The 17,452-nt window shown below is 36.0% G+C and carries 14 protein-coding genes and 4 tRNA genes; 17 read left to right on the top strand and 1 reads right to left on the bottom strand.

Going from position 1 to position 17,452, the window contains the following annotated elements; translation table 11 throughout:
• Positions 1–37 precede the first annotated feature (37 nt).
• The 16 genes from DB895_RS10910 to DB895_RS10835 all read left to right on the top strand — a co-directional run bounded on the left by DB895_RS10910 (position 38) and on the right by DB895_RS10835 (position 15,170).
• A complete protein-coding gene (locus DB895_RS10910) occupies positions 38–934 on the top strand; it encodes a tyrosine-type recombinase/integrase (protein ID WP_116725399.1) in 897 nt (298 codons plus the stop codon).
• Positions 935–969: 35 nt separating this feature from the next.
• On the top strand, positions 970–1,272 hold the full coding sequence (gene hpf, locus DB895_RS10905) for a ribosome hibernation-promoting factor, HPF/YfiA family (protein ID WP_116725398.1): 303 nt from the start codon (positions 970–972) through the stop codon (positions 1,270–1,272).
• Between the two features lie 91 nt (positions 1,273–1,363).
• A tRNA-Thr gene (locus DB895_RS10900) sits at positions 1,364–1,437 on the top strand.
• Between the two features lie 88 nt (positions 1,438–1,525).
• Positions 1,526–1,606 (top strand) — tRNA-Tyr (locus DB895_RS10895).
• A 177-nt stretch (positions 1,607–1,783) separates the two neighbouring features.
• Positions 1,784–1,855 (top strand) — tRNA-Thr (locus tag DB895_RS10890).
• A gap of 60 nt (positions 1,856–1,915) precedes the next feature.
• Complete coding sequence (gene tuf / locus DB895_RS10885) at positions 1,916–3,103, top strand: elongation factor Tu (protein WP_116725397.1); 1,188 nt, start codon at positions 1,916–1,918, stop codon at positions 3,101–3,103.
• A gap of 55 nt (positions 3,104–3,158) precedes the next feature.
• Positions 3,159–3,229, top strand: a tRNA-Trp gene (locus DB895_RS10880).
• 16 nt (positions 3,230–3,245) lie between these two features.
• Positions 3,246–3,440 carry a preprotein translocase subunit SecE gene (secE, locus tag DB895_RS10875; protein WP_116725396.1) on the top strand — a complete coding sequence of 65 codons (195 nt, stop codon included), beginning with the start codon at positions 3,246–3,248 and terminating at the stop codon, positions 3,438–3,440.
• A 10-nt stretch (positions 3,441–3,450) separates the two neighbouring features.
• Positions 3,451–4,002, top strand: coding sequence for a transcription termination/antitermination protein NusG (gene nusG, locus DB895_RS10870; protein WP_116725395.1), 552 nt, complete (start codon positions 3,451–3,453; stop codon positions 4,000–4,002).
• Positions 4,003–4,068: 66 nt separating this feature from the next.
• A complete protein-coding gene (gene rplK, locus DB895_RS10865) occupies positions 4,069–4,515 on the top strand; it encodes a 50S ribosomal protein L11 (RefSeq protein ID WP_116725394.1) in 447 nt (148 codons plus the stop codon).
• A 3-nt stretch (positions 4,516–4,518) separates the two neighbouring features.
• Positions 4,519–5,208 (top strand): 50S ribosomal protein L1, encoded by a 690-nt coding sequence (rplA, locus tag DB895_RS10860; RefSeq protein ID WP_116725393.1) that lies wholly within the window; start codon positions 4,519–4,521, stop codon positions 5,206–5,208.
• A gap of 22 nt (positions 5,209–5,230) precedes the next feature.
• The gene (gene rplJ / locus DB895_RS10855; RefSeq protein ID WP_116725392.1) at positions 5,231–5,722 is read left to right on the top strand and encodes a 50S ribosomal protein L10; all 492 of its coding nucleotides are present in this window, start codon (positions 5,231–5,233) and stop codon (positions 5,720–5,722) included.
• A gap of 93 nt (positions 5,723–5,815) precedes the next feature.
• On the top strand, positions 5,816–6,184 hold the full coding sequence (gene rplL, locus DB895_RS10850) for a 50S ribosomal protein L7/L12 (protein ID WP_116725391.1): 369 nt from the start codon (positions 5,816–5,818) through the stop codon (positions 6,182–6,184).
• Positions 6,185–6,440: 256 nt separating this feature from the next.
• The gene (rpoB, locus tag DB895_RS10845; protein ID WP_116725390.1) at positions 6,441–10,253 is read left to right on the top strand and encodes a DNA-directed RNA polymerase subunit beta; all 3,813 of its coding nucleotides are present in this window, start codon (positions 6,441–6,443) and stop codon (positions 10,251–10,253) included.
• Positions 10,254–10,493: 240 nt separating this feature from the next.
• Positions 10,494–14,804: a DNA-directed RNA polymerase subunit beta' gene (gene rpoC, locus DB895_RS10840; protein ID WP_116725389.1), complete on the top strand. Its 4,311-nt coding sequence runs from the start codon at positions 10,494–10,496 to the stop codon at positions 14,802–14,804.
• 54 nt (positions 14,805–14,858) lie between these two features.
• Positions 14,859–15,170: a DUF3467 domain-containing protein gene (locus DB895_RS10835; protein ID WP_116725388.1), complete on the top strand. Its 312-nt coding sequence runs from the start codon at positions 14,859–14,861 to the stop codon at positions 15,168–15,170.
• A gap of 97 nt (positions 15,171–15,267) precedes the next feature.
• Here the strand turns inward: DB895_RS10835 and DB895_RS10830 are convergent, their stop codons facing one another.
• The gene (locus tag DB895_RS10830; protein WP_116725387.1) at positions 15,268–15,693 is read right to left on the bottom strand and encodes a CBS domain-containing protein; all 426 of its coding nucleotides are present in this window, start codon (positions 15,691–15,693) and stop codon (positions 15,268–15,270) included.
• 622 nt (positions 15,694–16,315) lie between these two features.
• Here DB895_RS10830 and DB895_RS10825 point away from each other — a divergent pair.
• A partial coding sequence (locus tag DB895_RS10825) for a type II and III secretion system protein family protein (protein WP_133242667.1) occupies positions 16,316–17,452 on the top strand: 1,137 nt, incomplete at its 3' end.

Here is a 17,452-nt window from a genome sequence, read left to right as displayed (position 1 = left end):
TGAGGAACTATGAGAAACCGAAGCAAAGCATCTTTTTATGTCAAACAACTTACAGTCATTCCGGGATTATCTGCAGCTGGAGAAAAAGTATTCTCCGCACACCGTGAATGCCTATTTGAATGATCTAAGTTTTTTTGAACTATTCATAAATAAAGAATTTGAACAAAAAAATCTTCTGGAGGTAAACTACAGCCAAATCAGAAGTTGGATTGTGTCCTTGGTTGATGCCGAAATTTCAAATACATCTATTAATAGAAAAATTTCTTCCTTAAAAGCATTTTACAGATTTTTGTTGAAAACCAAACAAATTGAGGTTGGTCCATTATTGAAACACAAAGCTTTAAAGACGCCTAAAATCCTTCAAATTCCATTTTCCGAAAAAGAATTGGACAACGTGCTGCATCAAATCAAATATCCGGACGGTTTTGAAGGTGTTAGGGATAAGCTAATTATAGATTTGTTTTATACGACAGGAATTCGAAGAACGGAATTAATTCATCTTAAAGTAGTAAATATAAATTCGTCAAATCATACCCTGAAAGTTTTGGGGAAGAGAAATAAGGAAAGGGTTCTGCCTATATTGCCAATTCTTTTCCAACAAATTATTTTGTATTTGGTTGAAAGGGCTAATTTAGAGCAAATTAAGGATGGAGACTTTTTTTTCTTAACAACAAAGGGCGTTAAAATGAATGATTCGCTTGTGTATCGTCTAATAAATAACTACTTTAGTCATGTCTCTGAGAAAGTAAAAAAGAGTCCGCACATTTTAAGGCATACTTTTGCGACTCACTTACTGAATAATGGGGCAGATATAAATTCAGTGAAAGAATTATTAGGGCATTCTAGTTTGGCATCAACGCAAATATATACCCATAGCAGTTTGTCGGAGCTAAAAAAAGTTTACGGAAATGCGCATCCTAGAAACCAAGAATAATTTAAATAATATTAACCATAAAAAAAACTTTGATTATGAAGGTAAATGTGAATGCGGTTAACTTTACTGTTGACGGTAAATTAGTAGATTTTGTTCAGGAAAGAATGGATAGACTTGAAAAATATTATGATAAAATTGTTTCTGCGGATGTTTTTTTGAAAGTAGAAAAAACAAGTGACAAGGAAAATAAGATTGCCGAAGTGAAACTTCATGTGCCAGGAGATGATTTTGTGGTGAAAAAACAATGTAAAACCTTTGAAGAAGCGATGGATCAATCTGCCGAATCATTGGAACGATTGTTGGTAAAGAGAAAAGAAAAAATCAATACACATATTTAATCTAAATTTTTCATAAAAACATTTTGATTAAAAAACAAAAAGATATACATTTGCAGTCCGTTAGAAATAGCGGACTTTTTTTATTGTATATGCCAGTGTAGCTCAGTTGGCTAGAGCAGCTGATTTGTAATCAGCAGGTCGTGGGTTCGAGTCCCTCCACCGGCTCAAGATGATTTTAGATTTCAGAATAGTGATATTGGATTTTAGAAATCAAAATCATTATCCTCAATCGAAAATCTGCAACGATAAAAAAGGGGAGATACTCAAGCGGCCAACGAGGGCAGACTGTAAATCTGCTGTGTGAACTTCGCAGGTTCGAATCCTGCTCTCCCCACAAATTTTTAAAGAAAATTTATCCGAAAGTTTACTTTCGAGTAAATTTGAGTTAAAAGTTTGAGTAAGGCACCGCCTTACAGGATCACCGACCGAAAGGGAGATAATCTATAAATGAAGTTTAAAAATTTCAAGTTTCAAGTTGTTGAAGCGTTAAACTTGAAATAAAAATTTCTCTGCCGACTTAGCTCAGGGGTAGAGTGCTTCCTTGGTAAGGAAGAGGTCACGGGTTCAATTCCCGTAGTTGGCTCAATAATGTTGAAAATTTGAACACTAATATATTATATAACTAAGATTAAAATTAAGTAAAATGGCAAAAGAAACCTTTAACCGTAACAAACCCCATTTAAATATTGGGACTATCGGACACGTGGATCACGGAAAAACTACTTTAACTGCAGCAATAACTAAAGTGTTATCTGATGCTGGTTACTGTCAAGCAAAATCATTTGATCAAATTGATAATGCTCCAGAAGAAAAAGAAAGAGGTATTACAATTAATACATCTCACGTTGAGTACGAAACTGCTAACCGTCACTACGCACACGTTGACTGTCCAGGTCACGCCGATTACGTAAAAAACATGGTTACTGGTGCTGCTCAAATGGACGGTGCTATTCTTGTTGTAGCTGCAACTGATGGACCAATGCCACAAACACGTGAGCATATCCTTTTAGGTCGTCAGGTTGGTATTCCTAGAATGGTAGTATTCATGAATAAAGTGGATATGGTTGATGATGAGGAATTGTTGGAATTGGTTGAAATGGAAATTAGAGACTTATTGTCTTTCTATGAATATGATGGAGACAACTGTCCTGTAATTCAAGGTTCAGCTTTAGGTGGATTGAATAACGATCCAGCTTGGGTACCGAAAATTATTGAATTAATGGCTGCGTGTGATTCATGGATCGAAGAGCCAATTCGTGATACTGCAAAACCATTTTTGATGCCAGTTGAGGATGTATTTACAATTACTGGTCGTGGAACTGTTGCTACAGGTCGTATCGAAACTGGTATTGCTAATACAGGAGATGCTGTTGAAATCATTGGTATGGGAGCTGAAAAATTAACTTCTACTATTACTGGAGTTGAGATGTTCCGTAAAATCCTTGACAGAGGTGAAGCAGGAGATAACGTAGGTTTATTGTTGCGTGGTATTGATAAAGAATCTATCAAAAGAGGAATGGTTATCATTAAGCCAGGTTCGGTAAAACCACACGCTACTTTCAAAGCTGAGGTTTATATCTTGAAAAAAGAAGAAGGTGGACGTCATACTCCATTTCATAATAACTACCGTCCACAGTTCTATGTACGTACTACTGATGTAACAGGAGTTATTACTTTACCAGAAGGAGTAGAAATGGTAATGCCAGGAGACAACTTAACTATAAATGTTACTTTGTTGAGTCCAATCGCAATGAGCGTAGGTTTACGTTTTGCTATCCGTGAAGGTGGTAGAACAGTAGGTGCTGGTCAGGTAACTGAAATCACAGCATAGTTATATATAATTAAGTAAAGCCAGTAACTGCTTAGGTTGTTACTGGCTTTTAACTACGGGCGTAGTTCAAGGGTAGAATAGCGGTCTCCAAAACCGTTGATGGGGGTTCGAATCCCTCCGCCCGTGCAAAAACAAAATCAGAATGAAAGTTGTTAATTATATATCGGAAGCATTCGAAGAATTAAAGTCAAACGTGACTTGGCCGGAATGGGCAGAAGTGCAGCGTTTAACAATTGTTGTTGCTGTTTTTTCAGTACTATTCGCCTTGGCAACTTGGGGAGTAGATGAAGTTTTCGCAAAAGCATTGGCTGGATTTTTTAATTGGATAAAAGCATAATCTTTTTGTGATGACAGATAATATTGTAAAAAAATGGTATGTTGTAAGAGTCGTAAGCGGACAGGAAAATAAAGTTAGGGCTTACATCGAAACTGAAATCAACAGGTTGGGGATGGCCGATTATATTTCCCAAGTTCTTGTTCCTACCGAAAAAGTGGTTCAAGTTCGTGAAGGAAAAAAAATCACTAAAGATAAAGTGTACTTCCCGGGTTATGTTATGATTGAAGCCAATCTTGCTGGAGAGATACCTCATATTATTAAGTCTATAACAAGTGTTATTGGTTTTTTAGGTGAAGTTAAAGGCGGAGATCCTGTTCCTTTAAGATTAACCGAAGTAAATAGAATGTTAGGAAAAGTGGATGAGTTAGCTGTTAAAACGGATACTCACTCTGTTCCATTTAATATAGGAGAAACGATCAAAGTAATTGATGGTCCCTTCAATGGTTTTAACGGAACGGTTGAGAAAATTAATGATGAGAAGCGTAAACTTGAGGTCATGGTGAAAATTTTCGGAAGAAAAACACCTTTGGAATTGAGTTTTATGCAAGTTGAAAAAGTATAATTTTTGTTACATCTATAATAAACCACATCAATCGCTTCCAATGATGATGTGTTAAATTTTTAAAAAATGGCTAAAGAGATTAGTAAAGTAGTTAAACTACAAGTTAAGGGAGGTGCTGCGAACCCATCGCCACCGGTTGGACCTGCTTTAGGTGCTGCTGGTGTTAATATCATGGAGTTCTGTAAGCAATTTAATGCGAGAACCCAAGATAAAGCCGGCAAAGTTTGCCCAGTGCAAATTACAGTTTATAAAGACAAATCTTTCGAGTTTGTCGTTAAAACGCCACCTGCTGCTATTCAATTGTTGGATGCTGCAAAGCTAAAGTCTGGTTCTGGTGAGCCTAATCGTAAAAAAGTAGCTAGCGTTACTTGGGACGTTATTAGAGCAATCGCAGATGACAAAATGGTTGATTTAAATGCGTTCACTGTCGAGTCTGCTATGAGCATGATCGCTGGGACAGCTAGGTCTATGGGTATAACAATATCAGGAGAATCTCCTCTAAAACAAGCGTAAGACATGGCAAAATTGACAAAAAAACAAAAAGAAGCTGCTTCAAAAATTGAAAAGAACAAACTATATTCTCTAAAAGATGCTTCTGCATTAATTAAAACTATAGCTTCTGCTAAATTTGACGAATCAGTAGATATTGCAGTTCGTTTGGGTGTAGATCCAAGAAAAGCAAATCAAATGGTAAGAGGTGTGGTGACATTGCCACATGGAACTGGTAAAGATGTGAGGGTTCTTGCATTGGTTACTCCAGACAAGGAAGCGGAAGCTAAAGCGGCTGGAGCTGACTATGTAGGTTTGGATGACTATTTACAGAAAATTAAAGACGGTTGGACAGATGTTGATGTAATTATCACTATGCCGGCAGTTATGGGGAAATTAGGTCCTTTAGGTCGTATTTTAGGACCAAGAGGTTTAATGCCAAACCCTAAAACAGGTACTGTAACTATGGATGTTGCAAAAGCTGTTCAAGAAGTGAAAGCGGGTAAAATTGACTTTAAAGTTGATAAAACAGGTATTGTACATGCAGGAATCGGAAGAATCTCTTTCGATGCTGATAAAATTGTAGATAACGCTCACGAAATTATTCAAACATTAATCAAACTTAAACCAACTGCGGCTAAAGGAACTTACATCAAAAGTATTTACCTAACTAGCACTATGAGTCCTGCAATCGCATTGGACCCTAAAGCAGTATAATTGGTAGTTAAAACTTTATAGTATGACTAGAGAAGAAAAATCAATCGCGATTGAAAATTTAACTGCGCAGTTAGCTGGTACAAATATTGTTTATGTATCAGATATTTCTGGACTAAATGCAGAAACAACTTCAAACTTGAGAAGAGCTTGTTTTAAAGCTGGTATAAAATTAGAGGTAGTTAAAAACACTTTGCTTGCAAAAGCTATGGAAGCTTCAGCTAATGATTATGGAGATTTACCTTCTGTATTGACAGGTAATAGCGCTATTTTTATTGCGGATGTTGCTAACGCACCTGGAAAAATAATCAAAGATTTTCGCAAAAAGAATGCTAAGCCAATTTTGAAAGGGGCTTACATCAATGCTGAAGTTTATATTGGAGATGATCAGCTAGATGCCTTGGCCACTATTAAATCTAAAGAAGAACTTATTGGCGAAATCATTGGATTACTTCAATCACCAGCCCAAAGAGTTATTTCAGCTCTTCAAAACCAATTCAAAGAAGAAGTTGCTTAATTAAACTAATAATTATTAGTTTAAATTAGCCGCATTACAACGCGCACAATAAACAAATTATATTTAACAAATCATTTTAAAACGATAGAAAAAATGGCAGATTTGAAACAATTCGCAGAACAATTAGTTAATTTAACAGTAAAAGAAGTTAATGAATTAGCAACAATATTAAAAGACGAGTATGGTATCGAACCAGCTGCTGCTGCTGTAGTGGTTTCTGGTGGTGGAGATGCTGCTGTTGTTGAAGAACAAACAGAATTTACAGTTGTATTGAAAGAAGCTGGAGCTTCTAAATTAGCTGTAGTTAAAGCTGTAAAAGAACTTACAGGTTTAGGTCTTAAAGAATCTAAAGATTTAGTGGACGCTGCTCCATCTAACATTAAAGAAGGTGTAACTAAAGATGAGGCTGAAGGTCTTAAAAAATCTTTGGAAGAAGCTGGAGCTGTTGTTGAATTAAAATAATTCAACTCGCTTTGAGAATAGGTTTAGGTCTTGAAATATACTTTCAATGGCCTAAACCATTTTTCGTATAATAAAATTTTAAAATAAATTAGTTTAAAATACGAAAGTGTTTTTAAATCAATACGATGAAAGAAAATCAATAAAAGAGTTCGCTCTTGAATTATTTTTAAAGAGGTATTGATTAAAAAAGAAAGTATAAATTAAACAGTGTTTTTGCACAAAAAATTACTTTTTTTAATCAAAATTTTGTCCATTGATGATAACAAATCAGACTGAAAGATTGAATTTTGCCTCTACAAAAAATATTCCTGATTATCCAGATTTTCTAGATGTTCAGGTTAAGTCGTTTAAAGATTTCTTCCAATTGGAAACTAAATCTGACGAAAGAGGCGACGAAGGGTTATATAACACCTTCATGGAAAACTTTCCAATTACAGATACAAGAAACAACTTTGTATTGGAATTCCTTGATTACTTTGTGGATCCACCCCGTTATACCATTCAAGAGTGTATTGAAAGAGGACTTACCTATAGTGTGCCTTTAAAAGCAAGGTTAAAACTGTATTGTACAGATCCAGAACATGAAGATTTTGAAACGATTGTTCAGGATGTGTATCTTGGTACCATTCCTTACATGACACCTAGTGGTACTTTTGTTATCAATGGTGCTGAGCGTGTTGTTGTTTCACAATTGCATAGATCACCAGGGGTTTTCTTTGGGCAATCTTACCATGCAAATGGAACCAAATTATATTCTGCAAGAGTAATTCCTTTTAAAGGGTCTTGGATAGAATTTTCTACCGATATCAATAGCGTTATGTACGCATATATCGACAGAAAGAAAAAATTACCTGTAACCACTTTATTCCGTGCCATAGGTTTTGAAAGAGATAAGGATATTCTAGAGATTTTCGACCTAGCTGAAGAAATTAAAGTTTCTAAAACAGGACTTAAAAAATATATCGGTAGAAAATTAGCCGCTCGTGTATTGAACACATGGCATGAAGATTTCGTGGATGAAGACACTGGCGAAGTAGTTTCTATTGAACGTAACGAGATTATTCTTGACAGGGATACCATTCTTGACAAAGATAACGTGGAAGAAATAATTGATTCTAACGTAAAATCTATTTTGTTGCATAAAGAAAGCAATAATCAAACAGATTATTCTATCATTCACAACACGTTACAAAAAGATCCAACCAATTCTGAAAAAGAAGCCGTTGAGCATATCTACAGACAATTGCGTAACGCAGAACCGCCTGATGAAGAAACTGCTCGTGGTATTATAGATAAATTGTTCTTCTCTGACCAACGTTACAACTTAGGTGAAGTAGGTCGTTATAGAATAAACAAAAAACTTGGTCTTGATACTCCGATGGAAAAGCAAGTGCTTACCAAAGAAGATATCATTACCATTGTTAAATATTTGATTGAATTGATCAACTCTAAAGCTGAGATTGATGATATTGATCACTTATCAAACCGTCGTGTGAGAACAGTTGGTGAACAATTGTCTCAACAATTCGGTGTTGGTTTGGCTCGTATGGCCAGAACCATTCGTGAGAGAATGAACGTTAGAGATAACGAGGTGTTTACACCTATTGATTTGATCAATGCCAAAACATTATCATCAGTTATCAACTCTTTCTTTGGTACAAACCAGTTGTCTCAATTTATGGATCAAACGAATCCATTAGCTGAGATTACGCACAAAAGAAGATTATCTGCTCTAGGACCAGGTGGACTTTCAAGAGAAAGAGCCGGTTTTGAGGTTCGTGACGTTCACTATACGCATTACGGGCGTTTATGTCCAATTGAAACTCCTGAGGGACCTAACATTGGTTTGATTTCATCTCTTGGGGTTTATGCAAAAGTAAACGGAATGGGTTTCATCGAAACGCCGTACCGTAAAGTTACAAATGGTGTAGTCGATTTAGAATCTACTCCAGTATATTTGAGTGCTGAAGAAGAGGAAGGGCAACTTATTGCTCAGGCAAACATTCAAATGGATGCGAAAGGAAAAATTACTGCCGACAATGTTATTGCGCGTCAAGAAGGTGATTTCCCTGTTATATCTCCAAGTCAAGTGCATTACACGGATGTTGCTCCAAACCAGATTGCTTCTATCTCCGCTTCTTTGATTCCTTTCTTGGAACATGATGATGCGAATAGAGCCTTGATGGGATCTAACATGATGCGTCAGGCCGTACCGTTAATTCGTCCTGAAGCTCCTATTGTTGGAACTGGATTAGAGCGTCAAGTGGCTTCTGATTCCAGAGTTTTAATAAATGCAGAAGGTGACGGAGTTATTGAATATGTAGATGCTAATATCATCACTATCAAATACGATCGTTCTGAAGAAGAAAGAATGGTAAGTTTTGAACCTGATGAAAAAACATACAATCTAATTAAATTTAGAAAAACCAATCAAGGTACAAGTATCAACCTTAAGCCTATCGTAAGAAAAGGGGATAGAGTGGTTCTAGGACAAGTATTGTCTGAAGGTTATGCGACTCAAAACGGGGAGCTGGCTTTAGGTCGTAACCTTAAAGTGGCGTTTATGCCATGGAAAGGATACAACTTTGAGGATGCGATTGTAATTTCTGAAAAAGTGGTTCGTGACGATATTTTTACCTCTATTCACGTTGATGATTATTCATTGGAAGTTAGAGATACTAAATTAGGTAATGAAGAACTTACTAATGATATTCCAAACGTTTCAGAAGAAGCTACTAAAGATTTAGATGAAAACGGTATGATTAGAATTGGAGCCGAGGTTAAACCTGGTGACATTCTTATCGGAAAAATTACTCCAAAAGGAGAATCAGATCCTACTCCAGAAGAAAAATTGCTTCGTGCCATCTTCGGGGATAAAGCAGGTGATGTAAAAGATGCTTCTTTGAAAGCGTCTCCTTCTTTACATGGTGTTGTTTTAGACAAAAAATTGTTCGCAAGAGCAGTAAAAGATAAACGCAAACGTACCCAAGATAAGGATGCTTTAGGCGCTTTAGAAATGGAATTCGAAACGAAATTTGTCGAATTAAAAGACAAATTGGTAGAGAAATTGTTCTTAATCGTAAACGGAAAAACTTCTCAAGGTGTAATGAATGATTTGGGTGAAGAGATTTTGCCAAAAGGTAAAAAATACACTCAAAAAATGTTGTATGCCGTTGAAGATTTTGCTCACTTAAGCAAAGGGCAATGGGTTTCTGACGATCTTACCAATAAAATGGTGAACGACTTGATCCATAACTATAAAATTAAGTTGAACGATTTACAAGGTGCGTTAAGAAGAGAGAAATTCACAATTACCGTTGGGGATGAATTGCCAGCAGGAATCTTGAAACTGGCTAAGGTATATATTGCCAAAAAACGTAAACTGAAAGTTGGGGATAAAATGGCGGGACGTCACGGTAACAAAGGTATTGTTGCTCGTATTGTTCGTCATGAAGATATGCCTTTCCTTGAAGACGGAACACCAGTTGATATTGTATTGAATCCACTTGGAGTACCTTCTCGTATGAACATTGGTCAGATTTATGAAACGGTTTTAGGTTGGGCTGGACAAAAATTAGGTAGAAAATATGCTACACCTATTTTTGATGGAGCAACTCTTGATCAAATCAATGAATTGACTGACGAAGCTGAAATTCCACGTTTTGGACATACTTATCTTTATGATGGAGGAACTGGAGAACGTTTCCACCAAGCAGCAACTGTTGGAGTAATCTATATGTTGAAATTGGGTCACATGGTTGACGATAAAATGCACGCACGTTCAATAGGGCCATACTCATTAATTACGCAACAACCATTAGGTGGTAAAGCGCAATTTGGAGGTCAGCGTTTTGGAGAGATGGAGGTTTGGGCTCTTGAGGCTTATGGAGCTTCAAGTACTTTAAGAGAAATCTTGACTGTGAAGTCAGATGATGTTATCGGTAGAGCTAAAACATACGAAGCAATCGTAAAAGGAGAAGTGATGCCAGAACCGGGATTGCCTGAATCATTCAATGTATTAATGCATGAATTAAAAGGTCTTGGATTAGACATTCGTTTAGAAGAATAAATAATTATCTGCCTCAGCTAGGGACGTTGCATCGCAACGCCTCTACTTTGGTATTTTATAAGAGTTTTTAGGATTTATACCCGTAAACCGTTCCGATTTTTTATATAGAAATAAATGGTATAATTAGCACTTCATATTTTTTTTGAAGTTTAGAGAAGTAACCCGAGGTAGTAGAAACGTTACATTGCAACGTCTGTACAAAATCAATTTTTAATTGCAAATAAATCAATAGTAAAAACTATGATGAATAATAGAAATAATAATAGAGATAAAAACCCTGTTAAAAGGTTCAACAAAATTTCGATAGGATTAGCTTCTCCAGAATCCATCTTGGCCGAGTCAAGAGGTGAGGTATTGAAGCCAGAAACTATCAATTATAGAACACACAAACCAGAACGTGATGGTCTTTTCTGCGAAAGAATTTTCGGGCCTGTTAAAGATTTTGAATGTGCTTGTGGTAAATATAAAAGAATACGTTACAAAGGAATCATCTGCGACCGTTGTGGAGTTGAAGTTACCGAGAAAAAAGTACGTAGAGACAGAGTTGGTCACATCAATCTTGTTGTGCCAATTGCTCACATCTGGTATTTTCGTTCCCTTCCTAATAAAATTGGTTACATCCTTGGACTTCCGTCTAAGAAATTAGATATGATTATCTACTACGAAAGATACGTAGTAATCCAAGCTGGTATTGCTAAAACTCCAGAAGGAGAATCACTGCAAAGATTGGACTTTTTGACAGAAGAAGAATATTTAAATATATTGGATACACTTCCTGCAGACAATCAATATTTGGACGATTTTGATCCTAATAAATTTGTTGCCAAAATGGGAGCAGAATGTATTATGGACTTATTGGCTCGTATTGACTTAGATGAATTGTCTTATCAATTGCGTCACAGTGCTAACAATGAAACGTCTAAACAACGTAAAACAGAAGCGCTAAAAAGATTACAAGTAGTTGAATCTTTCCGTGAGTCTAACTTGAACCGTGAAAACCGTCCGGAATGGATGATTATGAAAGTGGTGCCGGTTATCCCACCAGAATTACGTCCACTTGTACCACTTGATGGAGGTCGTTTTGCAACTTCGGATTTGAATGATTTATACCGTCGTGTAATCATCCGTAACAACCGTCTAAAAAGATTAATGGAGATTAAAGCTCCAGAAGTTATCTTAAGAAATGAAAAACGTATGTTGCAAGAATCTGTAGATTCATTATTTGACAATACTCGTAAAGCATCTGCAGTTAAAACTGAATCTAACAGACCATTAAAATCATTATCTGATTCATTAAAAGGTAAGCAAGGTCGTTTCCGTCAAAACTTACTTGGAAAACGTGTCGATTATTCTGCTCGTTCGGTAATTGTTGTTGGGCCTGAATTGAAATTATTCGAATGTGGTATCCCTAAAGATATGGCTGCCGAATTATACAAACCTTTCGTTATCCGTAAATTGATAGAAAGAGGAATTGTAAAAACTGTAAAATCAGCTAAGAAAATAATAGACAAAAAAGAGCCTGTAGTTTGGGATATCCTTGAAAATGTAATCAAAGGGCACCCAATATTACTGAATCGTGCTCCTACTTTGCACAGACTTGGTATTCAAGCATTCCAGCCAAAATTAATTGAAGGAAAAGCAATCCAATTGCACCCTTTAGTATGTACTGCATTTAATGCGGATTTTGATGGGGATCAAATGGCGGTTCACTTACCATTAGGACCAGAAGCTATTTTGGAAGCACAATTGTTAATGTTGGCTTCTCACAATATCTTGAATCCAGCAAATGGTGCTCCAATTACGGTGCCTTCTCAAGACATGGTTCTTGGGCTCTATTATATGACCAAAGAACGTTTGTCAACTCCAGAAATGACTATTCTAGGTCAAGGTTTGACTTTTTATTCTGCGGAAGAAGTAAATATTGCTTTGAATGAAGGCAGATTAGAATTGAATGCTCAAGTGAAAATTAGAGCAAAAGATTTTAATGAAGCTGGTGATTTGGTTTTCAAAATTATCCAAACTACCGCTGGTCGTGTACTATTTAATGAAGTGGTGCCTGAAGCAGCTGGATATATTAATGATGTATTAACTAAGAAAAACCTTAGAGATATTATCGGACACGTTTTGAGTGTAACTAATGTACCTACTACGGCTGCGTTCTTGGATAATATGAAAGATATGGGGTACAAATTTGCCTTTAAAGGTGGATTGTCCTTCTCATTAGGTGATATTAGAATACCTGAACAAAAAACGAAATTAATTGCAGATGCTCGTGAGCAAGTGGAAGGAATTTCTGCAAATTATAACATGGGTCTTATTACTAATAACGAACGTTACAACCAAGTTATTGATATTTGGACTTCAGCAAATGCTCAACTTACAGAATTAGCTATGAAAAACATTAGAGAAGACCAACAAGGGTTTAACTCTGTGTATATGATGCTTGACTCTGGTGCAAGGGGTTCGAAAGAACAAATTCGTCAGTTAACGGGTATGCGTGGATTAATGGCTAAGCCTAAAAAATCGAATGCTGGTGGTGGTGAAATTATTGAAAATCCGATTCTTTCTAACTTTAAAGAAGGTCTTTCCATTCTTGAGTACTTTATTTCTACTCACGGTGCACGTAAAGGTCTTGCGGATACGGCATTGAAAACAGCAGATGCTGGATATTTAACCAGAAGATTGCATGATGTTTCTCAGGATGTTATTGTTAATATCGAGGATTGTGGAACTTTAAGAGGAATTGAAGTTGCTGCATTGAAGAAAAATGAAGAAATTGTTGAAACTTTAGGAGAAAGAATTTTAGGACGTGTTGCCTTGCAAGATGTAATCAATCCTTTAACTTCGGATGTTTTGGTTCATTCTGGTCAACAAATCACGGAAGCAATAATGAAAGCTATCGAGGCTTCTCCAATCGAGAAAGTAGAAGTGCGTTCACCATTAACGTGTGAGGCTACAAAAGGAATTTGTGCCAAATGTTATGGTAGAAATTTAGCTACCGGAAAAATGACTCAAAGAGGTGAAGCAGTTGGTGTAATCGCTGCTCAATCTATTGGTGAACCAGGAACTCAGTTAACTTTGCGTACCTTCCACGTAGGTGGTGTTGCGGGTGGAATTTCTGAAGAATCAAGTATCGTTACAAGATTTAATGGTAAACTTGAAATTGAGGATTTAAAAACCGTTAAAGGAGAAGACAACGAAGGTAATGCCGTTGATATTGTGGTTTCCCGTTCAACGGAATTGAAATTAATAGATGTTAAAACGGGTATTTTACTAAGTACACATAATATTCCATACGGTTCCAGTATTTTCGTTAAAGATGGCCAGTCTGTAGTTAAAGGAGATATTATCTGTAAATGGGATCCGTATAATGGAGTTATTGTTTCTGAATTTACCGGTAAAATAGCTTACGAAGATTTAGAGCAAGGTCAATCGTTCATGGTTGAAATTGATGAGCAAACCGGTTTCCAGGAAAAAGTAATTTCTGAATCTAGAACTAAAAAATTAATTCCAACATTATTGGTTTACGGAAAAGACAATGAATTGATTCGTTCTTATAATTTACCAGTTGGAGCCCACTTGATGGTTGAAAACGGGGAGAAAATTAAAGCGGGTAAGGTATTGGTGAAAATTCCACGTCGTTCTTCAAAAGCTGGAGATATTACGGGAGGTTTGCCAAGAATTACGGAACTTCTCGAAGCACGTAATCCTTCAAACCCAGCAGTAGTTTCTGAAATCGATGGTGTTGTTTCTTTTGGAAAAATCAAAAGAGGAAACCGTGAGATTGTTATCGAATCTAAGTTTGGTGAGGTTAAGAAATACTTGGTTAAATTATCAAGTCAAATCTTAGTTCAGGAAAATGACTTCGTTAGAGCTGGAGTTCCATTGTCTGACGGTGCGATTACTCCTGAAGATATCTTAAGAATTCAAGGGCCAGCTGCTGTTCAACAGTATTTGGTAAATGAAATTCAAGAAGTGTACCGTTTGCAAGGGGTAAAAATCAATGACAAACACTTTGAAGTGGTAATCCGTCAAATGATGCGTAAAGTAAGAGTTGTAGATCCAGGAGATACTTTATTCCTTGAAGAGCAATTGATACATACCAAAGATTTTATTGTTGAAAACGATAAATTGTATGGAATGAAAGTGGTCGAAGACGCAGGTGATTCGACTAATTTAAAACCAGGACAAATTGTTTCTCCACGTGAATTGCGTGACGAAAATTCTTTATTGAAACGTACGGATAAAAACTTGGTTGTTGGTCGTGATGTTATCACCGCTACTGCAACTCCTGTACTACAAGGGATTACAAGAGCGTCACTTCAAACGAAATCATTTATTTCTGCAGCATCATTCCAAGAAACGACTAAGGTATTGAACGAAGCTGCTGTTGCAGGTAAAATCGATTATTTAGAAGGATTGAAAGAAAATGTTATTGTAGGTCACAGAATCCCTGCCGGAACAGGTATGAGAGAATATGACAATACAATTGTAGGTTCAAAAGAGGACTATAATGAAATGATGGCCAATAGAGAAGAATATATTTATTAATCTTTACCATAACCCTCTCCAATGGGGAGGGGAATGGAAAAAATCTGATATTAAATGAGTGATTCAAAACAACCGCAAGGACAAATTAATATTGAATTGGATGAGGCAACTGCTGAAGGAATTTATTCCAACCTAGCAATTATCAACCATTCAGCATCTGAATTTGTTTTAGATTTTGTCTGTATCATGCCTGGTACACCGAAAGCCAAGGTGAAATCAAGGATAGTATTGACTCCTCAGCATGCCAAAAGACTGGTAAAGGCATTGGCTGAAAATGTTCACCGTTTTGAAGTTTCTCACGGAGAAATCAAGGACACCGAGCAACCTGCAATTCCGCTCAATTTTGGTCCCGCAGGACAAGCATAAAACAAAAACCGTTCGGCAAAGTCGAACGGTTTTTTTAATTTAAACCAATGGCTAAAAAACACTTCTTGTTTTAACGTGAAAAATAATTTCTATTTCCCTATTGTGAAATGTAAGAATGTAGATGTTCAATGGTCTCTTTTTGTTTCTCAATAATAGCTTTTACCACATCTCCAATCGATATAATACCTACAACTGCATTGTTATCTACTACGGGTAAATGCCGTACTCTTTGGGTACTCATTAATTCCATGCAATAATCTATATTGTCGGATGGTTTTACGGTAACTACCTCTTTCTCCATTATTTCATGAACAAAAGTTTCTTTTGATAATTTGTTTTTCAAAACTACTTTTCGAGCATAATCTCTTTCAGATAAAATCCCTTTTAAAACGGAATCTTCTATAATTAGAACCGCTCCGATATTCTTTTCGCCCATTGTTTTTATAGCTTCATATACCGTAATAGTGGAAGCTACAGAAAAAATTTCTTTTCCTTTCGAGTTTAGTATTTGATTTACAGTCATAACAATTGATTTTAAGTGTTTTATAAAGTTAGTTAAAATGAATTACAAAAAAATAATTTTTTATATTTTTTTGTGAACACTTCTATTTTGTGATTATGGTTTAAAGAAGAATTAGCAGTTTTTATTATAGGAATTTGATAAAATAATGGATTAATTTAAGTGGGATGGATAAATTTCGCAATATTTTGATCTACTAATGCATGGTTTTTTTTGCTGAAAATTTAAAATGTTAAATAACGGATTGCTAAATTTATATTTACATATATCATAAAAAAAAAGTTTAAAAATGATTATTTATTAACATGCAAACGTTATAGTTATTTGATTGAGTTTTTTTCATCGGAATTAAATGTAAAAATGCGTAACTTAGTATATTAGTTTTGCATCAATAAAACAACTATATCGATGTAGTTTGTTTTTTTGTGGAAATAAATTAATGTAATTCCAATGATGAAATGTTGATATATTTTGCATTAATTAACTAATAAAAATAATGTTAATTGATTCCTAATATAACGCTTATAAATATTTTTTTGCCGTTTAACTTTTACAATTGAAAGTCTCATAAGAAAGAGAAAGGAAGTAGTAATACCCGCTTATAAAAAGCTAACAAATACCACACATGAAAAATTTTACTTTAAGAAAAAAAACAGTACACGTAGATATTTCCAAAAAATCATTTCCGCTATTGAAAGTGAAGAAAAACAGTTCTTTTAATCCTGTTAACTATTGGAGTCTGTTATTTCTTTTTTTATCATTAAACGTTTTAGCTCAATCAGCTGGATTTAATACAACTTTTATTTCGATAAATAATGGGAGTTCAGATGTTTATTATGATTTGCAAGCAACTACTGGAAATCCAGATTTTAACGGAGCTAATTTAGGTACTTTTTGTGCAGGGGCAACTACTGGTCTCACATTCAAAGGAGCAGAGCATAATATATACAAATGTGGAGGTTGTGATTTAACAAGTACGAGACTTTACTATCGAATTTATTCAGGAAGCCCTTCAGGTTCTTTTATATCCAATAATGTTAATTATTTCTCTGGGGCAAATAATGGATGCGGAGGACAAGACCAACAGTGGAAAACTTTGACATACAATGTGAATTTGTTAAATTCCTTATCTTCGGGCAGTTATACTATGGAAGTTTATTCTGATGCTTCAGTAACATGTTCTGGAGGAACGGTATATGCTACAAACGGTGGTAGTAATTACAAAGCTACATTCACGGTTGTTGCAGTTCCATCTATTTCCGCACAGCCTTCTAGTGCTTCAATTTGTGTTGGAGGGACGTATTCTCCAACAGTTACCGCTTCAGGGGGTACGCCTTCTTTAACTTACCAGTGGCAATATTCTGCGGATGGAAGTACAGGTTGGGCAAACGTAGCCAATGGTACGCCAACGAATTCAACTTATAGTAATGCAACATCGGCGTCCAGTTTTTCAGTAACTGGAAATATAGCAGCAGGTTCTTATTATTATCGATGTATTGCATCAGCAACCGGTTCCGGGTGTAGTAGTGCTACCAGTAGTAATGGGGTTCTGACAGTTGTTGCAGTTCCATCCATTTCCGCACAGCCTTCTAGTGCTTCAATTTGCGTTGGGGGGACTTATTCTCCAACAGTTACCGCTTCAGGGGGTACGCCTTCTTTAACCTACCAGTGGCAATATTCTGCGAATGGAAGTACAGGTTGGGCAAACGTAGCCAATGGTACGCCAACGAATTCAACTTATAGTAATGCAACATCGGCGTCC

The sequence above is a fragment of the Flavobacterium psychrotolerans genome (assembly GCF_003097635.1).
Classification (GTDB): domain Bacteria; phylum Bacteroidota; class Bacteroidia; order Flavobacteriales; family Flavobacteriaceae; genus Flavobacterium; species Flavobacterium psychrotolerans.
This window is presented reverse-complemented; position numbering and strand designations above follow the sequence as displayed.

Bases quoted from the DNA above. Each gene is read 5' to 3' on its own strand.
- DB895_RS10910 (WP_116725399.1), top strand. From the start codon at position 38: ATGTCAAACAACTTACAGTCATTCCGGGATTATCTGCAGCTGGAGAAA.
- hpf (WP_116725398.1), top strand. From the start codon at position 970: ATGAAGGTAAATGTGAATGCGGTTAACTTTACTGTTGACGGTAAATTA.
- tuf (WP_116725397.1), top strand. From the start codon at position 1,916: ATGGCAAAAGAAACCTTTAACCGTAACAAACCCCATTTAAATATTGGG.
- secE (WP_116725396.1), top strand. From the start codon at position 3,246: ATGAAAGTTGTTAATTATATATCGGAAGCATTCGAAGAATTAAAGTCA.
- nusG (WP_116725395.1), top strand. From the start codon at position 3,451: ATGACAGATAATATTGTAAAAAAATGGTATGTTGTAAGAGTCGTAAGC.
- rplK (WP_116725394.1), top strand. From the start codon at position 4,069: ATGGCTAAAGAGATTAGTAAAGTAGTTAAACTACAAGTTAAGGGAGGT.
- rplA (WP_116725393.1), top strand. From the start codon at position 4,519: ATGGCAAAATTGACAAAAAAACAAAAAGAAGCTGCTTCAAAAATTGAA.
- rplJ (WP_116725392.1), top strand. From the start codon at position 5,231: ATGACTAGAGAAGAAAAATCAATCGCGATTGAAAATTTAACTGCGCAG.
- rplL (WP_116725391.1), top strand. From the start codon at position 5,816: ATGGCAGATTTGAAACAATTCGCAGAACAATTAGTTAATTTAACAGTA.
- rpoB (WP_116725390.1), top strand. From the start codon at position 6,441: ATGATAACAAATCAGACTGAAAGATTGAATTTTGCCTCTACAAAAAAT.
- rpoC (WP_116725389.1), top strand. From the start codon at position 10,494: ATGATGAATAATAGAAATAATAATAGAGATAAAAACCCTGTTAAAAGG.
- DB895_RS10835 (WP_116725388.1), top strand. From the start codon at position 14,859: ATGAGTGATTCAAAACAACCGCAAGGACAAATTAATATTGAATTGGAT.
- DB895_RS10830 (WP_116725387.1), bottom strand. From the start codon at position 15,693: ATGACTGTAAATCAAATACTAAACTCGAAAGGAAAAGAAATTTTTTCT.